This is a genomic window from Halomonas denitrificans, from assembly GCA_019800895.1.
In the GTDB taxonomy this organism is placed as follows: Bacteria; Pseudomonadota; Gammaproteobacteria; order Xanthomonadales; family Wenzhouxiangellaceae.
Map to the genome: position 1 here is coordinate 150,105 of JAHVKF010000002.1, position 21,442 is coordinate 171,546.

Annotated in this window: 6 protein-coding genes; 1 reads left to right on the forward strand and 5 read right to left on the reverse strand. The window is 69.2% G+C overall.

Features of this window, described 5'->3' with window-relative positions; translation table 11 throughout:
• Window positions 1–2: 2 nt before the first annotated feature.
• Window positions 3–1,010: a peptidyl-prolyl cis-trans isomerase gene (locus tag KUV67_04920; protein ID MBY6204210.1), complete on the reverse strand. Its 1,008-nt coding sequence runs from the start codon at window positions 1,008–1,010 to the stop codon at window positions 3–5.
• Complete coding sequence (locus KUV67_04925; GenBank protein MBY6204211.1) at window positions 1,007–14,641, reverse strand: beta-propeller fold lactonase family protein; 13,635 nt, start codon at window positions 14,639–14,641, stop codon at window positions 1,007–1,009. The genes KUV67_04920 and KUV67_04925 overlap by 4 nt, the downstream gene beginning before the upstream one ends.
• Window positions 14,642–15,028: 387 nt before the next feature.
• Between KUV67_04925 and KUV67_04930 the strand changes: the two genes are divergently transcribed.
• Window positions 15,029–16,018, forward strand: a complete 990-nt coding sequence (locus KUV67_04930; protein ID MBY6204212.1) for a serine/threonine protein kinase — start codon at window positions 15,029–15,031, stop codon at window positions 16,016–16,018.
• Between the two features lie 18 nt (window positions 16,019–16,036).
• Here the strand turns inward: KUV67_04930 and KUV67_04935 are convergent, their stop codons facing one another.
• The 3 genes from KUV67_04935 to KUV67_04945 form a co-directional block, all read right to left on the reverse strand.
• Window positions 16,037–18,322, reverse strand: a complete 2,286-nt coding sequence (locus KUV67_04935) for an NADP-dependent malic enzyme (GenBank protein MBY6204213.1) — start codon at window positions 18,320–18,322, stop codon at window positions 16,037–16,039.
• A 187-nt stretch (window positions 18,323–18,509) separates the two neighbouring features.
• The gene (locus KUV67_04940) at window positions 18,510–19,532 is read right to left on the reverse strand and encodes a fructose-bisphosphate aldolase class I (protein ID MBY6204214.1); all 1,023 of its coding nucleotides are present in this window, start codon (window positions 19,530–19,532) and stop codon (window positions 18,510–18,512) included.
• Between the two features lie 105 nt (window positions 19,533–19,637).
• Window positions 19,638–21,383 (reverse strand): hypothetical protein, encoded by a 1,746-nt coding sequence (locus tag KUV67_04945; GenBank protein ID MBY6204215.1) that lies wholly within the window; start codon window positions 21,381–21,383, stop codon window positions 19,638–19,640.
• Window positions 21,384–21,442: the final 59 nt, after the last annotated feature.

Genomic DNA, 21,442 nt, shown 5'->3' on the forward strand with positions numbered 1-21,442 from the left:
CTTCAGTTTCCTTCGGACCCGGAGCCGGGCCGGCTCGGCGGTCGTGGGGTTTCGGGTTCGCGGACCGGCTCGCCGGTGGCCTCGAGCAGTTCGCGACCGCGCGCATTGAGTTCGATCGATGCCGCGGCCAGGACCTCCTCGCGGAAGTCGCGCTCGACGTTGCGGAAGCGATCGCGCAGCAGCCGTTGGCGAATGCCGTCGGACAGTTCGTCCAGCGGCCGGGTGCGCTCGGGCTCGAAGTCGACGAGGCGGACGATGTACAGCCCTTCTTCGTCTTCGACGATGTCCGAGATGGCGCCTTCTTCGGTCATGGCATTGACCGTCTCGACCACCACCTGCGGGTGGCTGTAGCGCGACGGGTCGCCCTCGCCGACCCAGCCCAGCACGCCGCCGCGGTAGCGGCTGGCCTGGTGGGCGGAATGCTCGCGCGCCAGGTTGCCGAAGCCCGGCATGGATTCGGGCAGCGCCTGCGCTTCGCCGAGCACGTCCTCGGCGGTCGCGCGCACCCGGTCACGGGTCTCCTCGCTGGCTCCGGCGCCGAGCTCGAAGTGGATCATCGCCACGCGGCGGCGTGCCGGAACCGTGTACTCGTCGGCGTGCTCGGCGTAGAACGCCTCGATCTGCTCGGGCGTGATGTCCGCGGACTCCTGGCGAGGCCGCAGCTCGGCCTGGAGCAGCTGATTGATCAGGATCTGGTCCAGCGAGCGGCGCACCTCGGGCCGGTCATCGATGGCCGTTTCCTCGGCCCGCTCGACCAGGGCACGGCGATACAACAGCTGATCCATCAGGGCCTGGCGCTGCTCGGCGCTCTCGAACATCCCGGGCCGCGCCCCGGCGCGCATGCGAACTTCCGATTCCCAGTCGCCGCGGGTCACGTACTCGTCGCCGACCCGGGCCACCCAGTCGTCCGGCGGCGCCTCGATCTCGTCGGCATCGACGACAAGGCGCAGCAGGTAGCCGAGCACGACGCCCAGCAACAGCACTCCGGCGATGGAAAGTGCTCGACTCATCGCGCCGCCTCCTCACAGGCCCGCCAGGCCAATGGCGGCACCGGACCGGCCCCGTCGATCGCGGCGCGCTCGAGCGCGCGGATCGGTGCCCGGAGCCCCGACGTGCCGGCGATGTCCCGGCCGCCGACCGCCACCTCGACACGACGCCCATCGATGCTCAGGCGGAGCGGATCGCCGGCCGCGCCGGCCAGGCGCCAGTCGCCCGCGCGCAGATCGCGCAGATCGCGCGTAGCGAGGCGGAACCAGGCGTCCCGGCCGCGCACGGTGCGATGCAGATCGAACAGCACCGAACCGTCGAGGGCGCGACCGGTGAATACGGCCGAATCGAGCACGCGGTCTCCGGAGGCCAGGGCCAGGTCGACCTGGATGCAGCCGTGTTCGGCCGGCGGCAGCGCGAGTTTCGCCGCCGGGGTTCGGACCGGGCTTTCGAAACCGTCCTCGAACATCACCAGCCGGACTTCGTCGTCGTCGACGGCCAGGTTGTTGGCCGGGTTGATGTCGGCGCTCGGCGGCGACGACTCGGCCAGCGCGCTGATGACGACCGACTGCGGCACCGACAGGTCCAGGGCCGGGTCGACGGTGGCGACCAGCGTGTAGGTCACGCGACCGCCCGACGGGATGTCGGCGACATCCGTGATCGAACCGCTCCCGGACGCGGTGCAGGCGGCGGAGCCGTCGGCCACACACGTCCAGGTCGCGCCGAGCAGCTCGACGGGGACGCCGGCCGAAACGTCGACCACCGGCGCGTCCACCGAGCCGTAGTTTCGGATGTCGAGGGTCCAGGTCGCGACCTCGTCCGGCGACAGCCAGGTCCGGCCGTTGTCGAGTTCGACCACGAGGTCGACGCCGGACAGCAGCTCGGTGCTGGTCGAATCCGAGTTATCGGCCAGGTTCAGGTCCTCGCCGCTGGTCGAGACCAAGCCATCGATCACGAGCGTTCCGGGCGCCGGCGGCAGACCGGTGAAGGCCAGCGAAACGGTGCGCACCTCGCCCGGAGCGAGCGGCGCCTGCTGACAGGTCACCGTATCGCCGGTCGGCTGCACGCAGCCGCCGCTGGCCAGCGTGAGGTTGGCCGAGGCATCCAGGTCCAGGACCACGTCCGGTGCCACCGAGGGGCCCACGTTCGACAGCGTGGCGACCAGCGGGAAGTCGAAGGGACTGCCCGGGTCGAACGGATCGAGCGGATCGTCGAGCGTCAGCGCGATGTCCGAGCGGATCACGATCGGGTCGGTCACCGACGCACCGTCGTTGCCCGGTACGGGGTCGGTCGCCGGGGCCTGGACCGTGGCCGCCGCCGTATTGACGAGGCTGCCCGTGGCGTCCGGTGCCAGGTCGCCGCCCACGGTCAGCTCGATCGAGCTGCCCGGCGGCATGGTGATCGTGACGTCCGGATTGCCGGCGCCGGACGGCGGACAGGTCGCGCCGTCGAAACCGGTGCAGGTCCAAACCGTCGCGGTCAGCACCGCCGGCAGCGTATCGGACACCTGCACATCGGCCTGGCTCGGGCCGCCGTTGAAGACCGCGACCAGGTAGCTGACCGGCAGACCGGCCACGACCGGATCGGTCAGCGTGTCCTTGGTCGTCGAGACGTCGGCCTCGGCGCGGACGGTGGTGATCCACTCGGCGCGCTGGTCTCCGGGCGTCGGATCGGTCGCTCCGGCCTCGGGGGTCAGCAGTACGACGTTGATGAGGTCGCCGATGAAGGCCGGGTCGATCATCGCCTGCAGGGTGATGTCGAGCTGACCGCCGACCAGGACGTCGGCCGTGAAGTCCGGCGCGGTCGTGCCCGAAGCCGGACAGGTCGAGCCCAGCGTGGGCGTGCAGGTCCAGTCGAAACCGGACAGTTCGGCCGGCGCGAGGTCGGCGACCTGGATGCCCAGGGCGTCGCTCGGACCGGCATTGGTCACGGCGATCGAATACGTGATCACGGTACCGGCCACGGCGTCCACCGGTCCGGTCTTGGTCACGCCGATGTCCGAGACCACGGTGATCGGTCCGCTGACGGTCGAGCTGTTGTTGCCCGGGTCGGGGTCCGTGCCGCTGCCCGGAGCCACGTCCACCGTGTTCTCCAGGGTGCCGCGCGCCGACGGATGGACCGTGGCCGTGAAGTCGTAGTCGGAGCGGCCGCCGACGCCGAGATCGACGGTCGTGACCAGCTCGTCCGCCGTGCCCTCGGTGGCCGCGCAGCGCGACAGGGCGAGCTCGTCGAAGCGCAGGAGGTCGGGTCCGTCCCCGCCGACGAGCAGATGCTTCAACGGCGCGTTCTGCAGCAGCGCGGCCGGCACACCGCCACCGATCGGCTGGGTGAACCAGAACTCGAGCGAGCCGTCCGCCCAGTCGCGGCGCAGCACGTGGATGACCGGGCTGCCGAGCTCGGTCGCCAGCAGGTAGGCGCGCGAGCCGGCGGCGTCGACGGCCATCGCGATCGCGTCCGCCGTCCCGCCGTCCGGATCGAACAGGCCGTCGTAGGCCAGGCTGCCGTCCTCGGCGCGGGCGAAGATCGCGATGCCGGCGTCGGTCAGCACATAGAGGTGCGTATCGCCGGGCGCTGCGGACAGGTCCCGGGTCCCGGTCATGTCGGGCACCCCGCCGCCGGCGCGCAGCACCTGCTCGAAGGTCAGCACACCGGTGTCCTGGTTGATCGAGAACCTCGATACGGCATCCGAATCTTCGGCCACCGCGTACAGGTCGGAACCGAGGATGGCCGGATGGAGTGCCGATACGCCGCGGATGACGTCGAACTCCGGCACGATCGTGCCGATGCCGTCGGCGACGCGTTCGACGAAGGTCAGTTCACCGGTGGTCTCGTCGCGCTGGAACACGGCGATCGCGTTGGATTCGGAACCGGCGACGAACACGAAACGCTCGTCGGGCGACAGGGCGACGGACCGCGCGCCGCGCAGGCCGGGAATGCTGCTCCCGCCCGGCGGACTCTCGGTGGTCTGCGACTGGATGTACTCCAGTGGATCGCCGACGTCTTCGCGGGCGAACACCACCACGCTGTCACCGGTCTCGCCCGTCGCGTAGACGTGCAGTCCACCCGATGCCGCGACCACGTCGGATGCACCGGCGAGCCCGGTCACCTCGAGGTCGGGCTGACCTCCGTCCTGCGGGAAGACGTCGCCTTCGCGGATCACGAGCGGCGCGCCGGGCGCTCCGCTCGCATCGAGCGGGAAGGCCAGCAGCGCATCGCTGTCGGCGCTGGTGGCGTAGAGCCAGCTGCGCTCGGGATCGATGGCCAGCGACGAGATCGACTCGGAAGCCGGGTAGAGCGCGGGCGCCGACAGCGGGGCGTTGGCGTCACAGGTCCAGCTGCCGCTGCCCGTGAGAATGCCGTCGGGGTCGACCGGGAAGATCGGCGGCCGGTCCGTGACGAGCGCCCCGGCGGCGTCGCTGAGTCCTGCGTTGGTGACCTCGATCGACCAGTCGACCGGCAGACCGGCGACGATCGGGGCGGTCTCGAGAAGCTTCACGGTCGCCAGGTCCGGCGCCGGCTCCAGCAGGTCCGAGTCCGTCGCGCTGTTGTCGGACGGGTCCAGCTCCTGGCTGGCACTCGGGTTCTCGACGGTCACCGTGTAGTCCAGCGTGCCCGTGGCGTTGGGCTGGATCGTGCCTTCGATACGGTAGGCAAGCTGGCCGCCGGCGACGAGATCGACCTGCTGACGGCCGAGGTCGCCGGTCCCGGCAAGCGGGCAACGCGAGCCGCGTTCGCGGGCCCAGCTGCCGATCTCGGCGGTCGTTTCCGTGCCGAAGGTATGCAGATGGCGCAGCGCGGGCCCCAGGGCCAGGGCGGACACGCCGCCGAGCACGGCATGGTCGGCAACAAGGTAGCGCTCGACGACCACCGGCGATTCGCCGAACAGGTTGAGCAGGAGCAACTCGTCGATGCCGGTCACGTAGAGCCGCGCACGGTCCGGGTCGAAGGCCATCCGGCCCGGCGCCACGAACGACTCGCCCAGGACCGTCGCATCGATGGTGCCGATCGCACTCGGCAGGCGACGGTCGACGTCGTCGACGGTCACGTCGCGGAATTCGAAGCGGGTGATCCGGTCGCCGGTCGCGGAGGCGACCAGCAGCTCGTCGTCGGCTTCGATCAGGTCGCTCGCGCCGAGAAGGCCGTCCTCGAACGCCCCGCCGAGCAGGTCGTCGTTGAACAGGATGCCGACGAAGGTCAGGGCCCCCGTGGCCGGATTGCGATCGAAGGTCGTCAGCGACTGGTTGGCGTCGGCGGTGACCATCAACAGCGACGCGTCTTCGGCGAAGCCGATGTCGGTGATGCCGTTCAGGCCGTCGATGCCGTCGACGCCCTGGGCGAACACGGCAGCCTGGCTCAGCGCGCCGTCGACGCCGCTGATGCCGAAGACCGCGATCGCGTTGTCCTGGGCGCCGGCCGCATACAGCCAGTTGCCGTCCGGCGAGACCAGCAGCCGGTTGACGCCGCCCAGGCCTTCGACGCCGCCCAGGCCGTCGAACCAGGCGTTCTCGAACTCGAGTTCGCCGGTGGACGTATCGCGGGAGAACAGTGCGATGGCGTCCGAGCTCGCCCCGGCCACGTACAGGAACCGGCCGCCGCCGGTCAGCACGACGTCAGCCGCACCCTGCAGGCCGGCGATGCCGTCGGCGCCGTCGGCGTAGACCTCGTCCGGCGTCAGCGAGCCGGTCAGCGGGTCGCGCCGGAAGGCCTCGACGGAAGCCCCCGCGGCGACATAGGCCCAGCGGCCGTCCGCGGAGATCGCCATCGCCGTCGGCAACGAGATCGTATCGGCCTCCAGCGGCGCGTCCAGCGTGCCCGGCGACGGCGTGGCCACACAGCTCCAGACCGTATCGAACATCGCCGGCGGGAAGTCGTCGTCGACGAACACGCCGCGCACGGACGACGGGCCGAGGTTGGACACGACGACGTCGTAGGCGACCGGCGCACCCGGGATTGCACGGTCCGGGTCGTCGATGCCGTTGTCGACCGTGACCACCAGGTTGGCAGCCGGCGACAGCACCGTGTCGTCGTCGGTCGCGCTGTTGTTGGATAGGTCCGGGTCCTGGACACCCAGCGCGGTGATCGTCGCGGTGTTCACCAGGCGACCGGTCGCCTCGGCAGAGATCGTGCCCTCGGCCCGGATCGTGGCCCGGCCACCGACCGGCAGCGAAACCTCGGCGTCGACATCGCCGCTGAACGGGCCGAACAGGCAGCCGGCCATGGTGCCGCCGTCCGCCGAGCAGGTCCAGGTGACCGAATCGAAGCCGTCCGGGAACGGATCCTGCACGCGGGCCTGCGGCACGTTGCTCGGACCGAGGTTCTCGACCACGATCTGGTACACGACGGTGGTGCCCGGGGCGACGCCGCCGAGGCCGTCGATCAGGATCTGCTGGAAGCCGATGCCGGCCGGCGTCGCGTCTCGCTGCAGCGCCAGGACCGCACCGCGTCCGGAGCCGGCGGTGTAGAGGTGCCGTCCGTCGGGCGTCGCGAACAGGCCCGTCGCACCCTCCAGACCGAACACCGACCCGCCGGTCAGCGGGGCCGGATCGCCGTTGGCGAGAAGGCCGGCGAAGTCCAGCGCACCTTCGAGTGCCGGATCGGCATCGTCGCCGACGTCGAAGCGGACCACGGCCTCGGCGGCCGCGCCGGAGGCGAACAGGCTCGCCCCCGCGTCGTCGAGCAGCAGGCGGCGGGCGCCGGTCAGGCCTGTAGTGCCCGAGGTCCCGTCCTGCTTGAAGTCGCGGAAGGTCAGTTCACCGGTGGCCGGATCCCGGCTGAAGCGCGCGATCGTGCCCGTGGCCTGGCCGAGCGCGTAGACGATATTGCCGTCAGCGCTGATCGCCAGGTCGCGGATGCCTTCGAGGCCGGCCACGCCGCCCACGTTCTGCGTGTAGTGCGTGACGTACTCGATCAGCCCGTAGCCGGCGCTCGCCGGCAGGCGGTTGCGCTCGAACACCGCCAGCGTGTCGTTCTCGGCGCCCGCCACGTAGACATGACGTCCGTCCGCGGAAACGACCAGCGCGGTCGCCTCGCCGATCCCGGTCACGCCGCCGACGCCGTTCTGCTCGAACTCGAGGAAGGTCAGATGGCCGAATTCGGGCAGGCTGTCGTCGAACTGCCGCTCGAACACGGCGACGGCGTTGGCGAACGCGCCGGTGACGTAGACGTGTGCATCGTCCGGGCTCAGGGCGAGCGCGCTGGCGCCGGAGATGCCGCTGACGCCGTCGATGCCGTTGCGGGCCACGTCGGCGAAGGTCAGCGTCCCATCGTCGTCGGACCGGTCGAAGGTCGTGATCGCGTTGTCGACGGGGCTGACCGCATAGACCTGCGCACCGTCGGCGGATACCGCCAGATCGACCACGCCGCTGATGCCTTCGTTGCCCCCCTCGCCGGATCGCAGCGCCTGCAGGAAGGAAAGGTCGCCGTCGCAGAGTTCCTGCGGCGGAGTGGGCGGGCAATCGCCGCCCGGGTCGAGATTGCGGGCGAACACGCCGATGGCGTTGTCGTCGGGTGCGGCGGTGTAGACGTTCAGGTCCGTTCCGGCCAGGCCCAGGGCGCCGGCCAGGCCGTCGAGTTCGCGCTCGCCGTCGTCCTTGGTGATCGCCAGATCGGCGATGGTCGAAACCACGTTGGATTCGGTCGAGGTCTGGACCGGGTTGTCCGGATCGCGCGCGGCGTTCAGCGTGGCGACGTTATCGACCACGCCGGTGGTGCCGCCGGCCACTTCGACCTCGATCGTGAAGATCACCGTGCCGCCGGCGCCGATGTTGAAGCCTTCGCCGTCCAGTTCGCCGGAGCCGCTGGCCGGGCAGAAGGAATCGGAGGTGCGCTGGAAGCGAGCGATCGCGCCCTGCGCGGTGCCGGCCACGAAGACCTGGTCGAGCAGTGGGTCGGCGACCACGCCGGTCGCACCGCCCAGGCCGGTGACTTCGTTGCCCTCGTTGCCGCGCAGGCCGCCGAAGGTCAATGAGCCGTCGTTGTCGTCACGGATGAACCAGGCCACGCTGCTGCCGACCGCGGAGGTGGCGTAGACGTGGACCCCGTCCAGCGAGACCGCGAGCTGGCCGACGCCGCTCAGGCCGTTGACGCCGGCCACGCCCTGCTCGACCGCGGAGCGGAAGGTGAGCTCGCCGTCGGTGCCGCCGCCGCTCGTGTCGCGCTCGAGCACCAGGATTCGATTGGAATTGGTCGCCGCGACGTACAGGAAGCGTCCGTCGCTGTCCATGGCCAGGTCCGCCGCACCGTCGAGCGCCACGCCCAGGTCGAGCTCGTCGTAGCTTCGCCGCCAGGTCAGCGCGCCGCCGGCAGAGCGGTCGAACAGCGCGACGCTGCCGGAAGTCGGCGAAACCGCGTAGAGGTGGTCGCCGCGGACCAGCAGCGACGTCACGTCCTCGAGGCCGTCGACACCGCCGACGCCTTGCTGGACCGACGAATCGTGGGTCAGGAGCCCGGTGACCGGATCGCGATCGAACACCGCGATGGCGTTGTCGTTGGCCCCGGCGACGTAGAGGGTCGGCTGACCGGGAGAATCGCCCAGCACGAGGTCGACGGCCTGGTTCAGGCCCGTGAACCCGGTGACCGGATTGGTGCTGGGATCCCCGGCCAGCGCCAGCACGGGCGCGCCCGAGCCGTCGTCGGAAATCGAGAACACGGTGATGCTGTCGGACACGCGGCTGGCGACATAGAGGAACGCGCCGTCGGCGCTCACCGCGACGGCCTGGGCGCCGTCGAGCGAATCGACCGGGGTTCCGCCGAGCATGTCGCCGCTGGCCACGCGGAACTGACTCAGGAGTTCGCCGGTGACCGGATCGCGCTCGAAGATCGAGACCGAATCGTCGAGCACGCTGCTCGCGACCAGCCAGAGCCCGGGCGAGCCGGGCACCAGGGCCAGCCGGCTGACGCCGTTCAAGCCGTCGAAGGGTCCGCCCGTATCGTCGCCCGGGTCGCCCGGGTCGCCGATGTCGAGGTCGAACTCGGCCTCGAGGAACGACAGCGAACCGGAACCGGTCGCCTCGCAGGTCCAGGTCGCGGAGCCGGCAACGAAGGCGGGATTGGAATCGAGCAGGTCGCTGACGGTCAGCGGGAAGCCTGCCTCGTCGACCAGGCTGGACGGCCCGGCGTTCTGGATCTCGATCCGGTAGGTCGCGGTCTCCCCGGCGACCAGGGAAACCTGCTCCGAGGTCTTTTCGATCGAAAGCGACCCTTCCGGCACCAGCGTGGTGGTTTCCGTGTCGCAGAAGTCGGCGCCGCCGGTGCAGCTGCCCGGGTTGTTCGCGGTGAAGTTCGGCGGGAGGCTCACCGAAACGGTGTTGACCAGCGGCTCGGTCGCCCCGGGACGGACGATCCCGGTCGCGCGGTACTCGATCGACCCTCCCCGACCGATGTCCACCACGTCCTCGATCACGCCGCTTCCGCCTGCCGTGCACAGGGAGCCGGTGCCGAGCCGGAAGCTGGCCACCGCCCCTTCACCGAAGCCCGCGGTATAGACCCAGCGGGAGTCGCGGGTCAGCGCAAGCGCGCGGACCTGGCGCAGCCCGTCGACGCCGTTGACGCCGTCGCGCCGGGTCTCGACCGCACTGGCGAAGCCGTAGCGCGAACTGAAGGTGTTGAGGTCGCGGTCGAAGACCACCACCGCGTTGGAGAATTCGGCCGCCACGTAGATCCGCTTGCCGTCGGCGCTGACGCGGACGTCGCGCGGTCCGTTCATGAACTCGGGCCCGTCGTCGACGCCGGACTCGATCAGCTGGACCGGCTGGACCTGGCCGAACGCACTGCTGGTGCTGTCCAGGACCCGACGCAGCACGGCCAGGGAGTTGCTGTTCTGGCCGACCACGTAGACGTGGCGCCCGGCATGTTCGCCGGAACCGCCGGGGATCTCGACGGCCATCGGACGATCGCCGATGCCGCTGACGACCGACTGGACGAACGCCAGCGCGCCCTCGTCGGCGCCCGCCGCGGTCTCGCGATCGAACACCACCAGCGCATTGCCGACCGTGCTGACCGCCATCAATTGCGAACCGTCGGGCGCGATGGCCAGATCGCGCACGCCGTTCAGACCGACGACGCCGTCGGTGCCGGACACGACCCGGCGCTGCCAGGTCAGCGAGCCGTCCGCCTCGCGCTCGAACTGGGCGATCGACGATTCGAAGGACCCGGCCACGTAGAGATGCGACGAGGTCGGATCCATGACCATGCCCTGGGCGCCGGACAGGCCGTCCACGAGGCCGCCGCCGTCGACCTGGACCTCGACGAAGGTCAGCTCGCCGTAGTCCGGGGATTCGGGATCCGCGTCGCGCTTGAAGACCGCGACGCTGTTGGCCTGCTCGCTGGACACGAACACGCTTCGGCCATCGGGGCTGACCAGCACCCGGCGCGGCTGGACCAGGCCCGAGATCGTTGCGCCGACGTCGTCGAGACCACCCTCCTCGTAGCGCTGGGCGAATTGCAGGTGCATGCCGAGGCTGTCGTCGTCCAGGCCCAGACGGGGGAAGCGATCGAAGCGGATCAGCGAATTGTCGGGCAGGCTGACCGCATAGACGTGGTTGGCGTCGGCCACCGCGATGTCGTTCGGCGCCTGGAGCCCGGACACGTCGGCGTCCGTGTTGCGCTCCTGCTCGACGAAGGCGAACAGGGGGTCTGGGGCACGGCGCGAGTAGACCGTCAGCGGCGGGTTGGTCGCCGGCGGCACGGCGATCGGATCATCGGCCCCTGCGGCGATCAGAAGGTGTCGGCCGTCCGGCGCATGGACCAGGTCGGCGGCCTCGCGGAGTCCGCCGTTGACGCCGGTGGAGGGCTGATCGACGACATCGATTTCCTGGAAGACCAGATCACCGGAGCCGGGGTCGCGGCGGAAGGTATAGAGGGCGGACTCGTCGGCGCTGACACCGGACAGGTGCTCGCCATCGGGCGCGATCGAGATCGCCCCCGGGCCGAGCAGCGGGTCCGTCACGCCCCCCGGCAGCGTCATGTCGCCGGCATCGAACACGAACCGTGCCGACAGCGCCGGGTCGTCCATTGCATCGAGGTAGTCGACGACCACCAGGCGGCCCGCACCGCCACTGCTCGATCGCGCCACCAGCTGCGCCAGGTCGGGCGCCATGGCCATGCCGAACAGGGCATCGCCGTCGCTGAGCATCGAAACGGCCGTGAGGCGGCCCGCCGGTACGCCGGGCTGTGCATCGTCGATGGTGTACATGCGCAGCTCGTCGCCGCCGGCGAACAGGAACGCTTCGGCGGCATCGACCGCCAGGTCCCGCACGTTGGCCGGCACCTCCGCGGTGCGGGCGGAATCGAACACGGGCAGCGACGACACCGGGTCGCGGGAGAAGATCGTGATGATCGGGTCGCTGTTGCCGGGGGTCGCCTCGGGATCGGGGTTGCCGAGACCCGCGACGTAGACCCGATCGCCGGTCACCGCCAGCCCGGTCGGGTCGGTCGGAAGATCCGCCGAGACCGCGCCGAGGAACGTCAACTCGCCGAAGGTCGGCGCCACCGGATCGGTGACCCGGGAGAAGGCCGCCAGCGAAGCGCCGTCGACGGCGTCGTGGGACAGCACGTAGAGCACGCGTCCGAGCGGGTCGAGCACCAGGTCGAGCGGGCCGTTCATTCCGGTGACCACGCCGCCGGCATCCCCGCCGTCGTCGATACCGTCGGTTTCGGTCTCGATCAGCGTGACGTTGCCGTAGCCCGCACCCGGGGTGGCCGTTCTGTCGTAGGCGAAGACGCTGTCGGGCTCGGTGCCGATCACGTAGATGTGCCGTCCGTCGCCGCTGACGACGACCGCGTCGCCGGCCGTGTCCGGCGCGCCGGCGGTCTGCAGCGGTTCGATGTCACCCGGCACCGGCGTGGTGGCCTGGCAACTCCAGGTCAGGCTGTCGATGGGCAGCGGGAAGACGTCGGAGACCTCGGCCCCGAACACGTCGTCGGAAGCGTCGGTGTTGCTGACGGTGATGACGTACTCGATTTCCTCGCCGGGCGCGACCGGACCGCCGCCGACCACGCGCTTGTCGACGATCAGTTCGGCTTCGCCGATCAGGCTGGTGGTGACCGAATCGGCGGTCACCACGCCGTTCTCGTTGGTGGCCTGGGCCGTATTGGTGATGGGGCCGCTGGGCGCTGCGATCGTATCGACCGTGATGTCGAAGGCAACGCTATCGCCGGTGGCGAGGTCGAACGTGGCGCTGAGCGCGCCGCTGCCGTCGGCATCCGCGGCGGTGCAGGGAATGATCGGCGGATCGGTCTCGGCGCGCTGGCACCACTGTGCGGTGGCGGTGTCGAGGTTCGGGTGGTCGAGCGGGTCGGCGACGACCACGTCCGATCCGTAGCTCGGGCCGGTGTTGGTGACGACGACGGTGTAGGTCAGCGTGAACGGTCCGGTGCCGGTCGGCGCCGCGACCGACTTCTCGACCGTGAGGTTGGCCTGGCGGACCAGGTCCGTGTCGTCGTCCGTATCGGTGTTGTTGGCCGGCTGCGGATCGTTCAGGCCGGCCGGCAGGGTCAGCGATGCGGTGTTGTCCAGCGTGCCCGACGCGCGCGGGTCGATCCGGCCGGTCACGGTGAACTCGACCCGGCTCTGGCCCGGCAGATCGACCGCGTTGGCGATCACGTCCTCGAACTCCGGCGAGGTCGGCGTACCCACGCCGCAGTTGCTGCTGTTGCTGTTGCAGCACGCGCCGTCGAACGCCCGACACTGCCAGGAGATGCTGCCGGGAACGAAGCCGGCGCTGACCAGCGACGGATCCGAAAGAAAACCGGGTTCGTCGAACAGCGGCAGGGTGTCGTTGACGACCACGCCGTTGGCCGACACGAAGCCGGTGTTGTCGACCACGATCGTGTAGCTGATCTCGTTGCCGGAAACCGCGGCGGTGAGGCCGTCGTCCTTGCTGATCGCGAGGTCGCTGCTCTCGTCGATGGTCACGGTGACCGAGTCGGAATCCGCGCCGCCGCCGCTCGTGAATTCGCTGACGACCGGTGCGGTGCCGGTTGCACCGAGGGCCACGGAGGCGGTGTTGGACACGGATCCGGAATCGCCCGCACGGACGCTGGCGACGAGCGTGGTGGTGCTTCCGGCCTTGAGCACGATCGGGAGATTGGATATGTCGCCCCCGAGCACCAGCGGCGGCGTCGGGCAGTTTCCAGCGGTGTAGTCGCCAACCACGCCGTTGTCGTCGGCACACACGGTCCAGCACGGATCTTCCGGGTTGGCGCAGGACGTTCCTCCGTCCAGCTTGGTGTCGTCGAAGTCGTCGGTCAGCAGGATGCCTTGCTCACCGCTGCCGTCGATCGGGTCCGGGCCGACGTCGCTGGGCCCCAGGTTCGCGATCTCGATGTCGTAGGTGAACGAGTCGTCGGGGTTGACGACCGGAGCGCTGGCGGTCTTGGTCACCTGGATGTCGGCCCGCCGGTCGACAGCCAGGGTCAGGGTGTCGTTGTCGTTCGACGACGTCGGGTCGGTCTCTCCCGCGCCGGCCGTGATGAACGGGACGATGTCGAGGGCGTCGCGCGCCCCGGAGTCGAAGTCCATCGTGGCGTCGAACGTGGCGCTCGCGCCGGCGGCCAGATCGACCGAGACGGTCGACTCCGCAATGGTGCCCGACGACGGCGTGCAGGCCGCCGCAGGCGTACAGCTCCAGGTGACCGCGGACACGGCGCTGGACCAGGCCAGCGACAGGGTCGCGTCGCTGGCGTCCGACGGTCCGGCGTTGGCGAGGGTGTAGGAGATCGCGGTGCCGGCCGTGCCGGGGATGAACTCGGTCGGCATGCCGACCGCGGGGAAGGCCACGGATAGATCCGCCTGGCCATCGCGAGCCAGATCGACGCCGCTGCTGTGGTCGCCGCTGTCCGGGTCGTTCAGCGCGGCGGGTACGGAGACGTTGGCCGTGTTGGTGATCGGGTCGGTCTGCAGGTCGGACGCGAAGGCCGCGGTGATCTGGTAGGTGGCATTTCCGCCGGCCGGTAGCGCCAGGGTTTCGTTGAGGTTGCCGGAGCCGGAGTTGCTCGGGCAGTTCGCCGCCGGCGAACAGGTCCAGCCGGTGAAGGTCACGCCGGTCGGCGCCGAGTCGGTCAGGACGATGCCCGACGCGTCGCTGGGCCCGGTGTTGTTGACCGAAACCTGGTACGTGCTCGACGCACCCGGCGTGTAGGTGCTGCCGGTCGAGGTCTTGCTGACGGAAATGTCGGCCACGCGCTGCAGCGGGCTGCTGACCTGCGGCGAGGACGACTGTGCGGCGACGCTGCTGGTGATCGTTGCGGTGATGACCAGCGGGTCGATGGCCATGCTCGATGCGTAGGTGACATCGAGATCGAAGGTCAGCGAGCCCCCGGCGGCGATCTCGAGACCGGTCTCGTTCAGGTCGTTGCCCGTCTGGTTGGTCCCGCAGACGCTGCCCGTGCCCACCGGCGTGCAGGCGAGCGTGTCGAGCGTGACGCCGGCCGGGAAGTTGGTCGAGACGTCGACATCGCTCTCGGCCACGTCGCCGACGTTCTGGACCACGATCTGGTAACTCGCGCTGTTCCCGGGCGTGTAGTTCGCCGGCCCGTTGAAGCTCGAGTTCAGATCGATCTGCGCGTGCAGCGAGGTCGAAGCGAGGAGGGCTGCACCGACGGCCAGGAGGCCGGTCAGCGCAGGACGGAAACACTTCAGGATTTGACGGTTCAACGCACCAGTCTCCCTCGGTCCGAGTGCTTGCGCGACGGAGTGCCTCCGACGCTCGACTGCCGGGTCTCCATCCCGGCGTCGCACCGCTGATCGCGACGCGGTGATTCGGAACACTCAGCCAGGACGGCGGCCGCGGTGGCGGACTTCGCTCGAGTGGGCGTTTCGATTCACGTTCGCTTCGGTCGTGCGCCCCGCGCTGATCTGCAAGGCTCCCCTCGCGCGGCATCGCTCGACTCGAAGCGGAGGGTTAAGCTACCAGAACATTCCAGAAAAATCACCCCATACTGTGATGTTTTTCACACTTTTACACCAGGAAGCTCCGTTCTCCGCGTTTCCCGCACGCACGAAGGACGCCGAACGACCCGCGCCTCCGACCCGGAGAATCCGATGACCGACACCGCCCTGCACCCGTTCGAATCGCTGACGCCAGACTGCGTTCTCGACGCCGCCGAGGCCGCCGGCCTGGTCACCGACGGACGCCTGCTCGCGCTCAACAGCTACGAGAACCGGGTCTGGCAGATCGGGCTGGAGGACACCACCCCCGTGGTCGGCAAGTTCTACCGGCCCGGTCGGTGGAGCGACGACGCGATCCTCGAAGAACATGCGTTCAGCGCCGAACTCGCCGATGCCGGACTCTCGGTCGTCGCCCCACTCTCCTTCGACGGCCGGACCCTGCTCGAACACGCGGGGTTCCGCTACGCGCTGTTCCCACGCCAGGGCGGACACGCGCCGGAACCGGAGCACGAAGACACGCTCAAGGCCATCGGCCGGGCCCTGGGTCGAATGCACACGGTCGGCCGGGCGCGCGCGTTCGACCATCGGGAAACCCTCAGCCCCGCCGCGCTGGGCCGGGAGCCGCGCGACTGGCTGCTGGAGAATCGGTGGATTCCGATGCACCTGGAGTCGGCGTTCAGGTCATTGACCGACGATGCGCTGGCCCACGTCGAAGCCGCCTGGGCCCGGATCGGCGAGATCCGTTCGATTCGCCTCCATGGCGACTGCCATCCGGGCAACATTCTCTGGAGAGACCAGCCCCACTTCGTCGACCTCGACGACTGCCGCACGGGTCCGGCGGTGCAGGACCTCTGGATGCTGATCTCGGGCGATCGCGAGGCGCGCGAGCGCCAGTGGAGCTGGCTGCTCGACGAGTATTCGACCTTCTGCGATTTCGACCCCCGCGAGCTGGCCCTGGTCGAGCCCTTGCGGGTCCTCCGGATGATCCACTACCAGGCCTGGCTGGCCCGCCGCTGGGACGACCCGGCCTTTCCGATGGCGTTCCCGTGGTTCGAGGACGACCGCCACTGGGAGACGGTGATCGATCAGCTTCGCGAACAGCTGTCCGAACTCCAGGAGCCGGCGGTGACCTGGCACCGCTAGCGTCGCTGGCCGGGCCCGTCAGTCGTCGCGCGCAGCGGCCTCCATCTGCGCATCGAACACCGCGATCGCGGTCATGTTGACCACGCGCCGGACCGTTGCCGAGGGCGTCAGCACGTGGGCCGGACGACCGGCGCCCATCAGGATCGGGCCGACGTTGACGCCCTTGCCGATCACCCGGGCCATGTTGAAGGCGATGTGAGCCGCATCCTGGTCCGGCATGACGAACAGGTTGGCCGGGCCCTTGAGCATCGAGTTGGGAAAGATGCGCTCGCGGATGTTCGGCATCAGGGCCGCATCGGCACGCATTTCGCCCTCGACCTCGAGGTCCGGGGCGCGCTCGCGCACCAGGTTGAGCGCGCGACGCATCTTGGACGCCTGCTCGTTGACGTGACTGCCGAAGGACGAGTGGGACAGCAGCGCGACCTTGGGCGTGATGCCGAACATCCGGACCTTCTCGGCGGCCATCAGCGTGAGGTCCGCGATCTGCTCGGCGGTCGGATCCGGGTTGACGTGCGTGTCGCAGACGAAGTAGGTGCCGGATTCATTGGTCATCGCCGACAGTGCGCCCATGGTCTGGCAGTCCGAGCGCATGCCCAGCACCTCGGTGACGTACTTCAGCTTCTTGTGGTACTGGCCGACCACGCCGCAGATCAGCGCGTCGGCCTCGTTGCGATAGACCATGATCGCGGCGATCACCGTGTTGCGCGTGCGCACGATCGCCTTGGCCGAGTCCGGGGTCACGCCGCGGCGCTCGGTGATCCGGTGGAAGGTCTGCCAGTAGTCCTTGAAGCGCGGATCCGATTCCGGGTTGACCAGCTCGAAGTGTTCACCGGCCCGGATCCGCAGTCCGGCCCGCTCGATGCGCATGTCGACCACCGCGGGCCGGCCGACCAGGATCGGCAGCGCCAGGCCATCGTCGACGATGGTCTGGACCGCGCGCAGCACGGTCTCTTCCTCGCCCTCGGCGAACACCACGCGTTTCGGGTCCTTGCGCGCGGCGTCGAAGACCGGCTTCATCAGCAGCCCGGTGCGGAACACGTACTGCATCAGGCGCTCGCGATAGGCCTCGAGGTCCTCGATCGGCCGGGTCGCCGCCCCGGACTCCATCGCCGCCTTCGCCACCGCCGGCGCCAGCTGGACCAGCAGCCGGGGATCGAAGGGCTGTGGAATCAGGTAGTCCGGACCGAACTTGGTCGCAGCCCCGCCGTAGGCCGCGGCGGACACGTCGCTGGCCTCCATGCGAGCCAGTTCGGCGATCGCGTGGACGCAGGCCATCTTCATCTCGTCGTTGATCACGGTCGCGCCGACGTCGAGCGCGCCGCGGAAGATGTACGGGAAGCACAGGACGTTGTTGACCTGGTTCGGAAAGTCCGAGCGTCCGGTCGCGATCAGCGCGTCCGGGCGCGCCTCGCGCGCCACGTCGGGCATGATTTCGGGGACCGGATTGGCCAGGGCCAGGATGATCGGTTTCTTCGCCATCCGCTCGACCATGGCCGGCTTGAGCACGCCCGGCGCCGACACGCCGAGAAAGATATCGGCCTTGTCGATCACCTCGTCGAGGGTGCGTGCATCGGTCTCGATCGCGTAGCCGGCCTTGCGGTCGTCCATGTCGGCCTCGCGACCGACGTAGACCACGCCCTCGCGGTCGCAGACGGTTACGTTTTCCTTCTTCAACCCCATGGTGACCAGCAGGTCGAGGCAGGCCATCCCGGCCGCGCCGGCCCCGGACGCCACCAACCGGACCTTTTCGATCTTCTTGCCGACCAGGTGCAGGCCGTTGATGATGGCGGCTGCGGTGATGATCGCGGTGCCGTGCTGGTCGTCGTGGAACACCGGGATGTTCATCCGCTCCTTCAGCGCCTCCTCGACCTTGAAGCACTCCGGGGCCTTGATGTCCTCGAGATTGACGCCGCCGAAGGTGGGTTCGAGGCTGGCGATGATGTCGATCAGCTTGTCCGGGTCCTGCTCGTCGATCTCGATGTCGAACACGTCGATGTCGGCGAACTTCTTGAACAGCACGCCCTTGCCTTCCATCACCGGCTTGGCCGCCAGCGGCCCGATGTTGCCGAGACCGAGCACCGCGGTCCCGTTGGAAATCACCGCGACGAGATTGCCCCGCGCCGTGACCTCTCGCGCGGTCAGGGGATCGTCGACGATCTCGTGGCAGGCCGCGGCGACCCCCGGCGAATAGGCCAGCGCCAGGTCCTTGGCGGTGGTCAGCGCCTTGGTCGGCACCACCTTGATCTTGCCCGGCGTGGGCTGGCGGTGGTATTCGAGGGCCTGTTCGTTGAGTTTGTCGGTCATGGGGCTTGGGTCTAGGGGAAAGGGCCTAGGGGAAAGGGACTAGGGGAAAGGGACTAGTGCAGATGGACCACGGACCAGGAAAAGGGGCGAGTGGATGCCGGAGCCAGGGACAGACGGGAGCATGGGACCGGGGCGGGGTTCGTTTTCACTAGCCCCTGACCCCTAGTCCCTGGCGCCTCCTCACCGGTCAGCCTTCGTCGGCCTCGTTCCACTCGCCCAGCGCAGCCAGGCCGTTCATGCGTGCGCGGTGGTGCAGGATCTTCTGCGCGCTGGCCCGCTTGGCCTTCGGGTCGGAGGCCCATTCCTTGAGTGCGGCGGCCTGCAGCGCGCGGCCGTAGGAGAACGACAGCGGCCACGGGAGGTCGCCGAGATTGTTCATCGCGTTCAGATGCGCCGTGGCTTCGACGTCGCCCTGGCCGCCGGACAGGAACACGATGCCGGCGGTCGACGCCGGCACCGAGTTCAGCAGGCAGTCCACCGTCGCCTCGGCGACCTCGTCCACGTTGGCGCGGTTGTCCGCGTCGCTGCCGGAAATGACCATCGAGGCCTTCAGCACGGTCCCCTCGAGCAGCACGTTGTGCTCGTAGAGCTGCGCGAACAGGGTCTTCAGGGTCGCCTCGGTGACGTCGAAGCTGGTGTCGAGGTCGTGGCCACCGTCCATCAGGACCTCCGGCTCGACGATCGGCACCAGACCGGCTTCCTGGCAGAGCGCGGCGTAGCGTGCCAGGGCGTGGGCATTGGCTTCGATGCAGGTGCGCGAGGGAATGTCGTCGCCGATCGTGATCACCGCCCGCCACTTGCAGAACTTCGCGCCGAGCTCGACGTACTCGGCCAGGCGCTCGCGCAGCCCGTCCAGCCCCTCCGTGACCTTCTCGTCGTCGAAACCGGCCAGCGGCTTGGCGCCCGTATCGACCTTGATTCCCGGGAGGATGCCGGCCTGATTCATCACCTCGACCAGCGGCGTGCCGTCGGCCATCTTCTGGCGGATCGTCTCGTCGTACAGGATCGCGCCTGAAATGTAGTCTCCGAGACCCTCGGTGGTCAGCAGCATCGAGCGGTAGTCGAGGCGGTGCGCTTCCGTGTTCTCGACGCCGACCGACTTGAGCCGCTTGGCGATCGTGCCGGTGGATTCATCGATGGCCAGGATGCCCTTGCCCGGGGCGACCATGGCCTGGGCGGTGGTAACGAGTTGTTCGAGATGGTCGGTCATGAATGGCTCCTGAAGACGGCAGAAAGCTGCAGCTGCGGCGATCCGGCCGCAGCCAACGGGAATCCGACGTATTGTACTGGAACCGACGCGCCACCCGCCCGGCGATCAGGGCACGAAACCCGCCTCGAGGCCGTCGCTGAACAGGGCGTCGGGATCACGGACCAGCAGCCGCAGCGGTGCCGAGACTTCACGCGTGGCCATGCTCGTCGTATCGCGCAGCAGCGCGGTGACGGTCAGCGGGTGATCTCCCGGAGGCAGGTCGGAGCCGAGATCGAGCTCCAGCGTGAACAGCCCATCGACGTCCGGCCCGACGCCGAACGGCAGCCCGCCGCCGAAGAAATTCTGGTAGCTGTCGATCACCGGACCGTAGCCGCAGCCCGCGGGCTCGGGTTCCGCGTAGGGCCCGAGACCATCGATGAAGATGCCGGCGCCGATCGATCCTTCCTCGTAGTGCGGCACGCCGCAACCGGCGTCCGGAGCATCGATCACACCTCCGCTGGCCCGGGCCAGTCCGACCAGGGAATCCTCGGTCAGGTCCGGCGACAGGTCGCCGACCAGGACGAAGCCGGAACGCGCCACCCCGGAAAACGAGCGGAACTCCATGCCCGCCGTCTGCCCCGTGACGTCGACCGAGTCCACGATCTCGTCGGGGCCGAGGCCCTGGGCCCAACCGGTGAACTCCTGGTAGATGCCCGCTTCGACCACGCGCACGGGTGCGAACAGGGTCAGGTGGCTGGCCAGCGAGTACGCCGGCGCGGGCGTGCCGTTCCAGTAGGCGGTGTAGGCGGCCCGGAACGCTTCGCGGAAGTCGATGGTCGCTTCGACGAATTCGCCGGCATCCATGTGCTGGCGGCCTTGTTCGAGCAGTGGGAGTGACGCGGCCCCGCCGTCGAACCCGACGCTGGACTGGTAGACGAAGTAGACCGCGGCCACTTCACCGAGGCTGGCCAGGGTTTCCGCGATCGCCAGCCGGAACTGCCGGATCTCGTCGTCGGCCGACTGGCCGCCCCGGTCTTCGCGCTGGATCGTCGGAACTTCGGCCAGCCCGGCGAGGATCAGTGGATAGATGCCGTCGACCGCCGTGGTCGGATCGACCGGCTGGGGCGGCTGCAGCGGGCCCCGGGCGCACTCGATCGCCACGTTGGCCGACTGCACCGAGTTGTCCGAAATCACGATGCTGCCGCCTCCCCCACTACCCGCCAGCTGGAACTGGTTCGCACCGAGGTTCAGTTTCTTCGCCTCGATCTTGCCGAGGTCCTCGACGCCGCTGCCCAGCCACTTGAACAGCGCACCGGAGAGCGCGCCCGCGACGCCGCCGGCCACTTTCGCCGCCAGTGCGGCACCCGCCGCGGCGCCCGGCCCGGACGGCGCGAGCACGGTTGCGACCGTGATGCCCACCGCGATCCCCGCGCCCGTCGCGAGCACGGTTTCGAAATTGTTGAGCATGTCGCTTTCGGCCAATCGGGCGTTGACGAAGATGAAGTCGCCCTCGTCGCATTCGACCGTGCGAAGCTGCTGGGCCAGCCCCAACCCGCCGAGTTGGGCGTTCGAGGCATCCCAGTTGTGATCGATCTCCATGGTGGTCGTTTTCTGGGTCAGCACGTCTCGCTCTTCGTCGAGGTGGACCCATTCGACGGTCAGCGAGATCTCGGCATTCCCGTCGAGACCGTCGTCCTCGTCGTTGACCAGCAGCAGTCCGTCCGCGTCGCCGCGGACTTCCCAGTCCTGGCCAGCCCGTGGTTCGGCCCCGACGGCGAGCACCAGAACGAGGGGAACCAGGAGCGCAGCGGCCCGGGTGGCGGCAGCCCTTCGAGGCGGCAGTGACGAGGCGATCTCCGAATAACCGGTCATGGCGTTCCTCCTGGTGGGGTCCCGCTGGCCGGACCGACCGGCCTCCACCCAGGAGATGC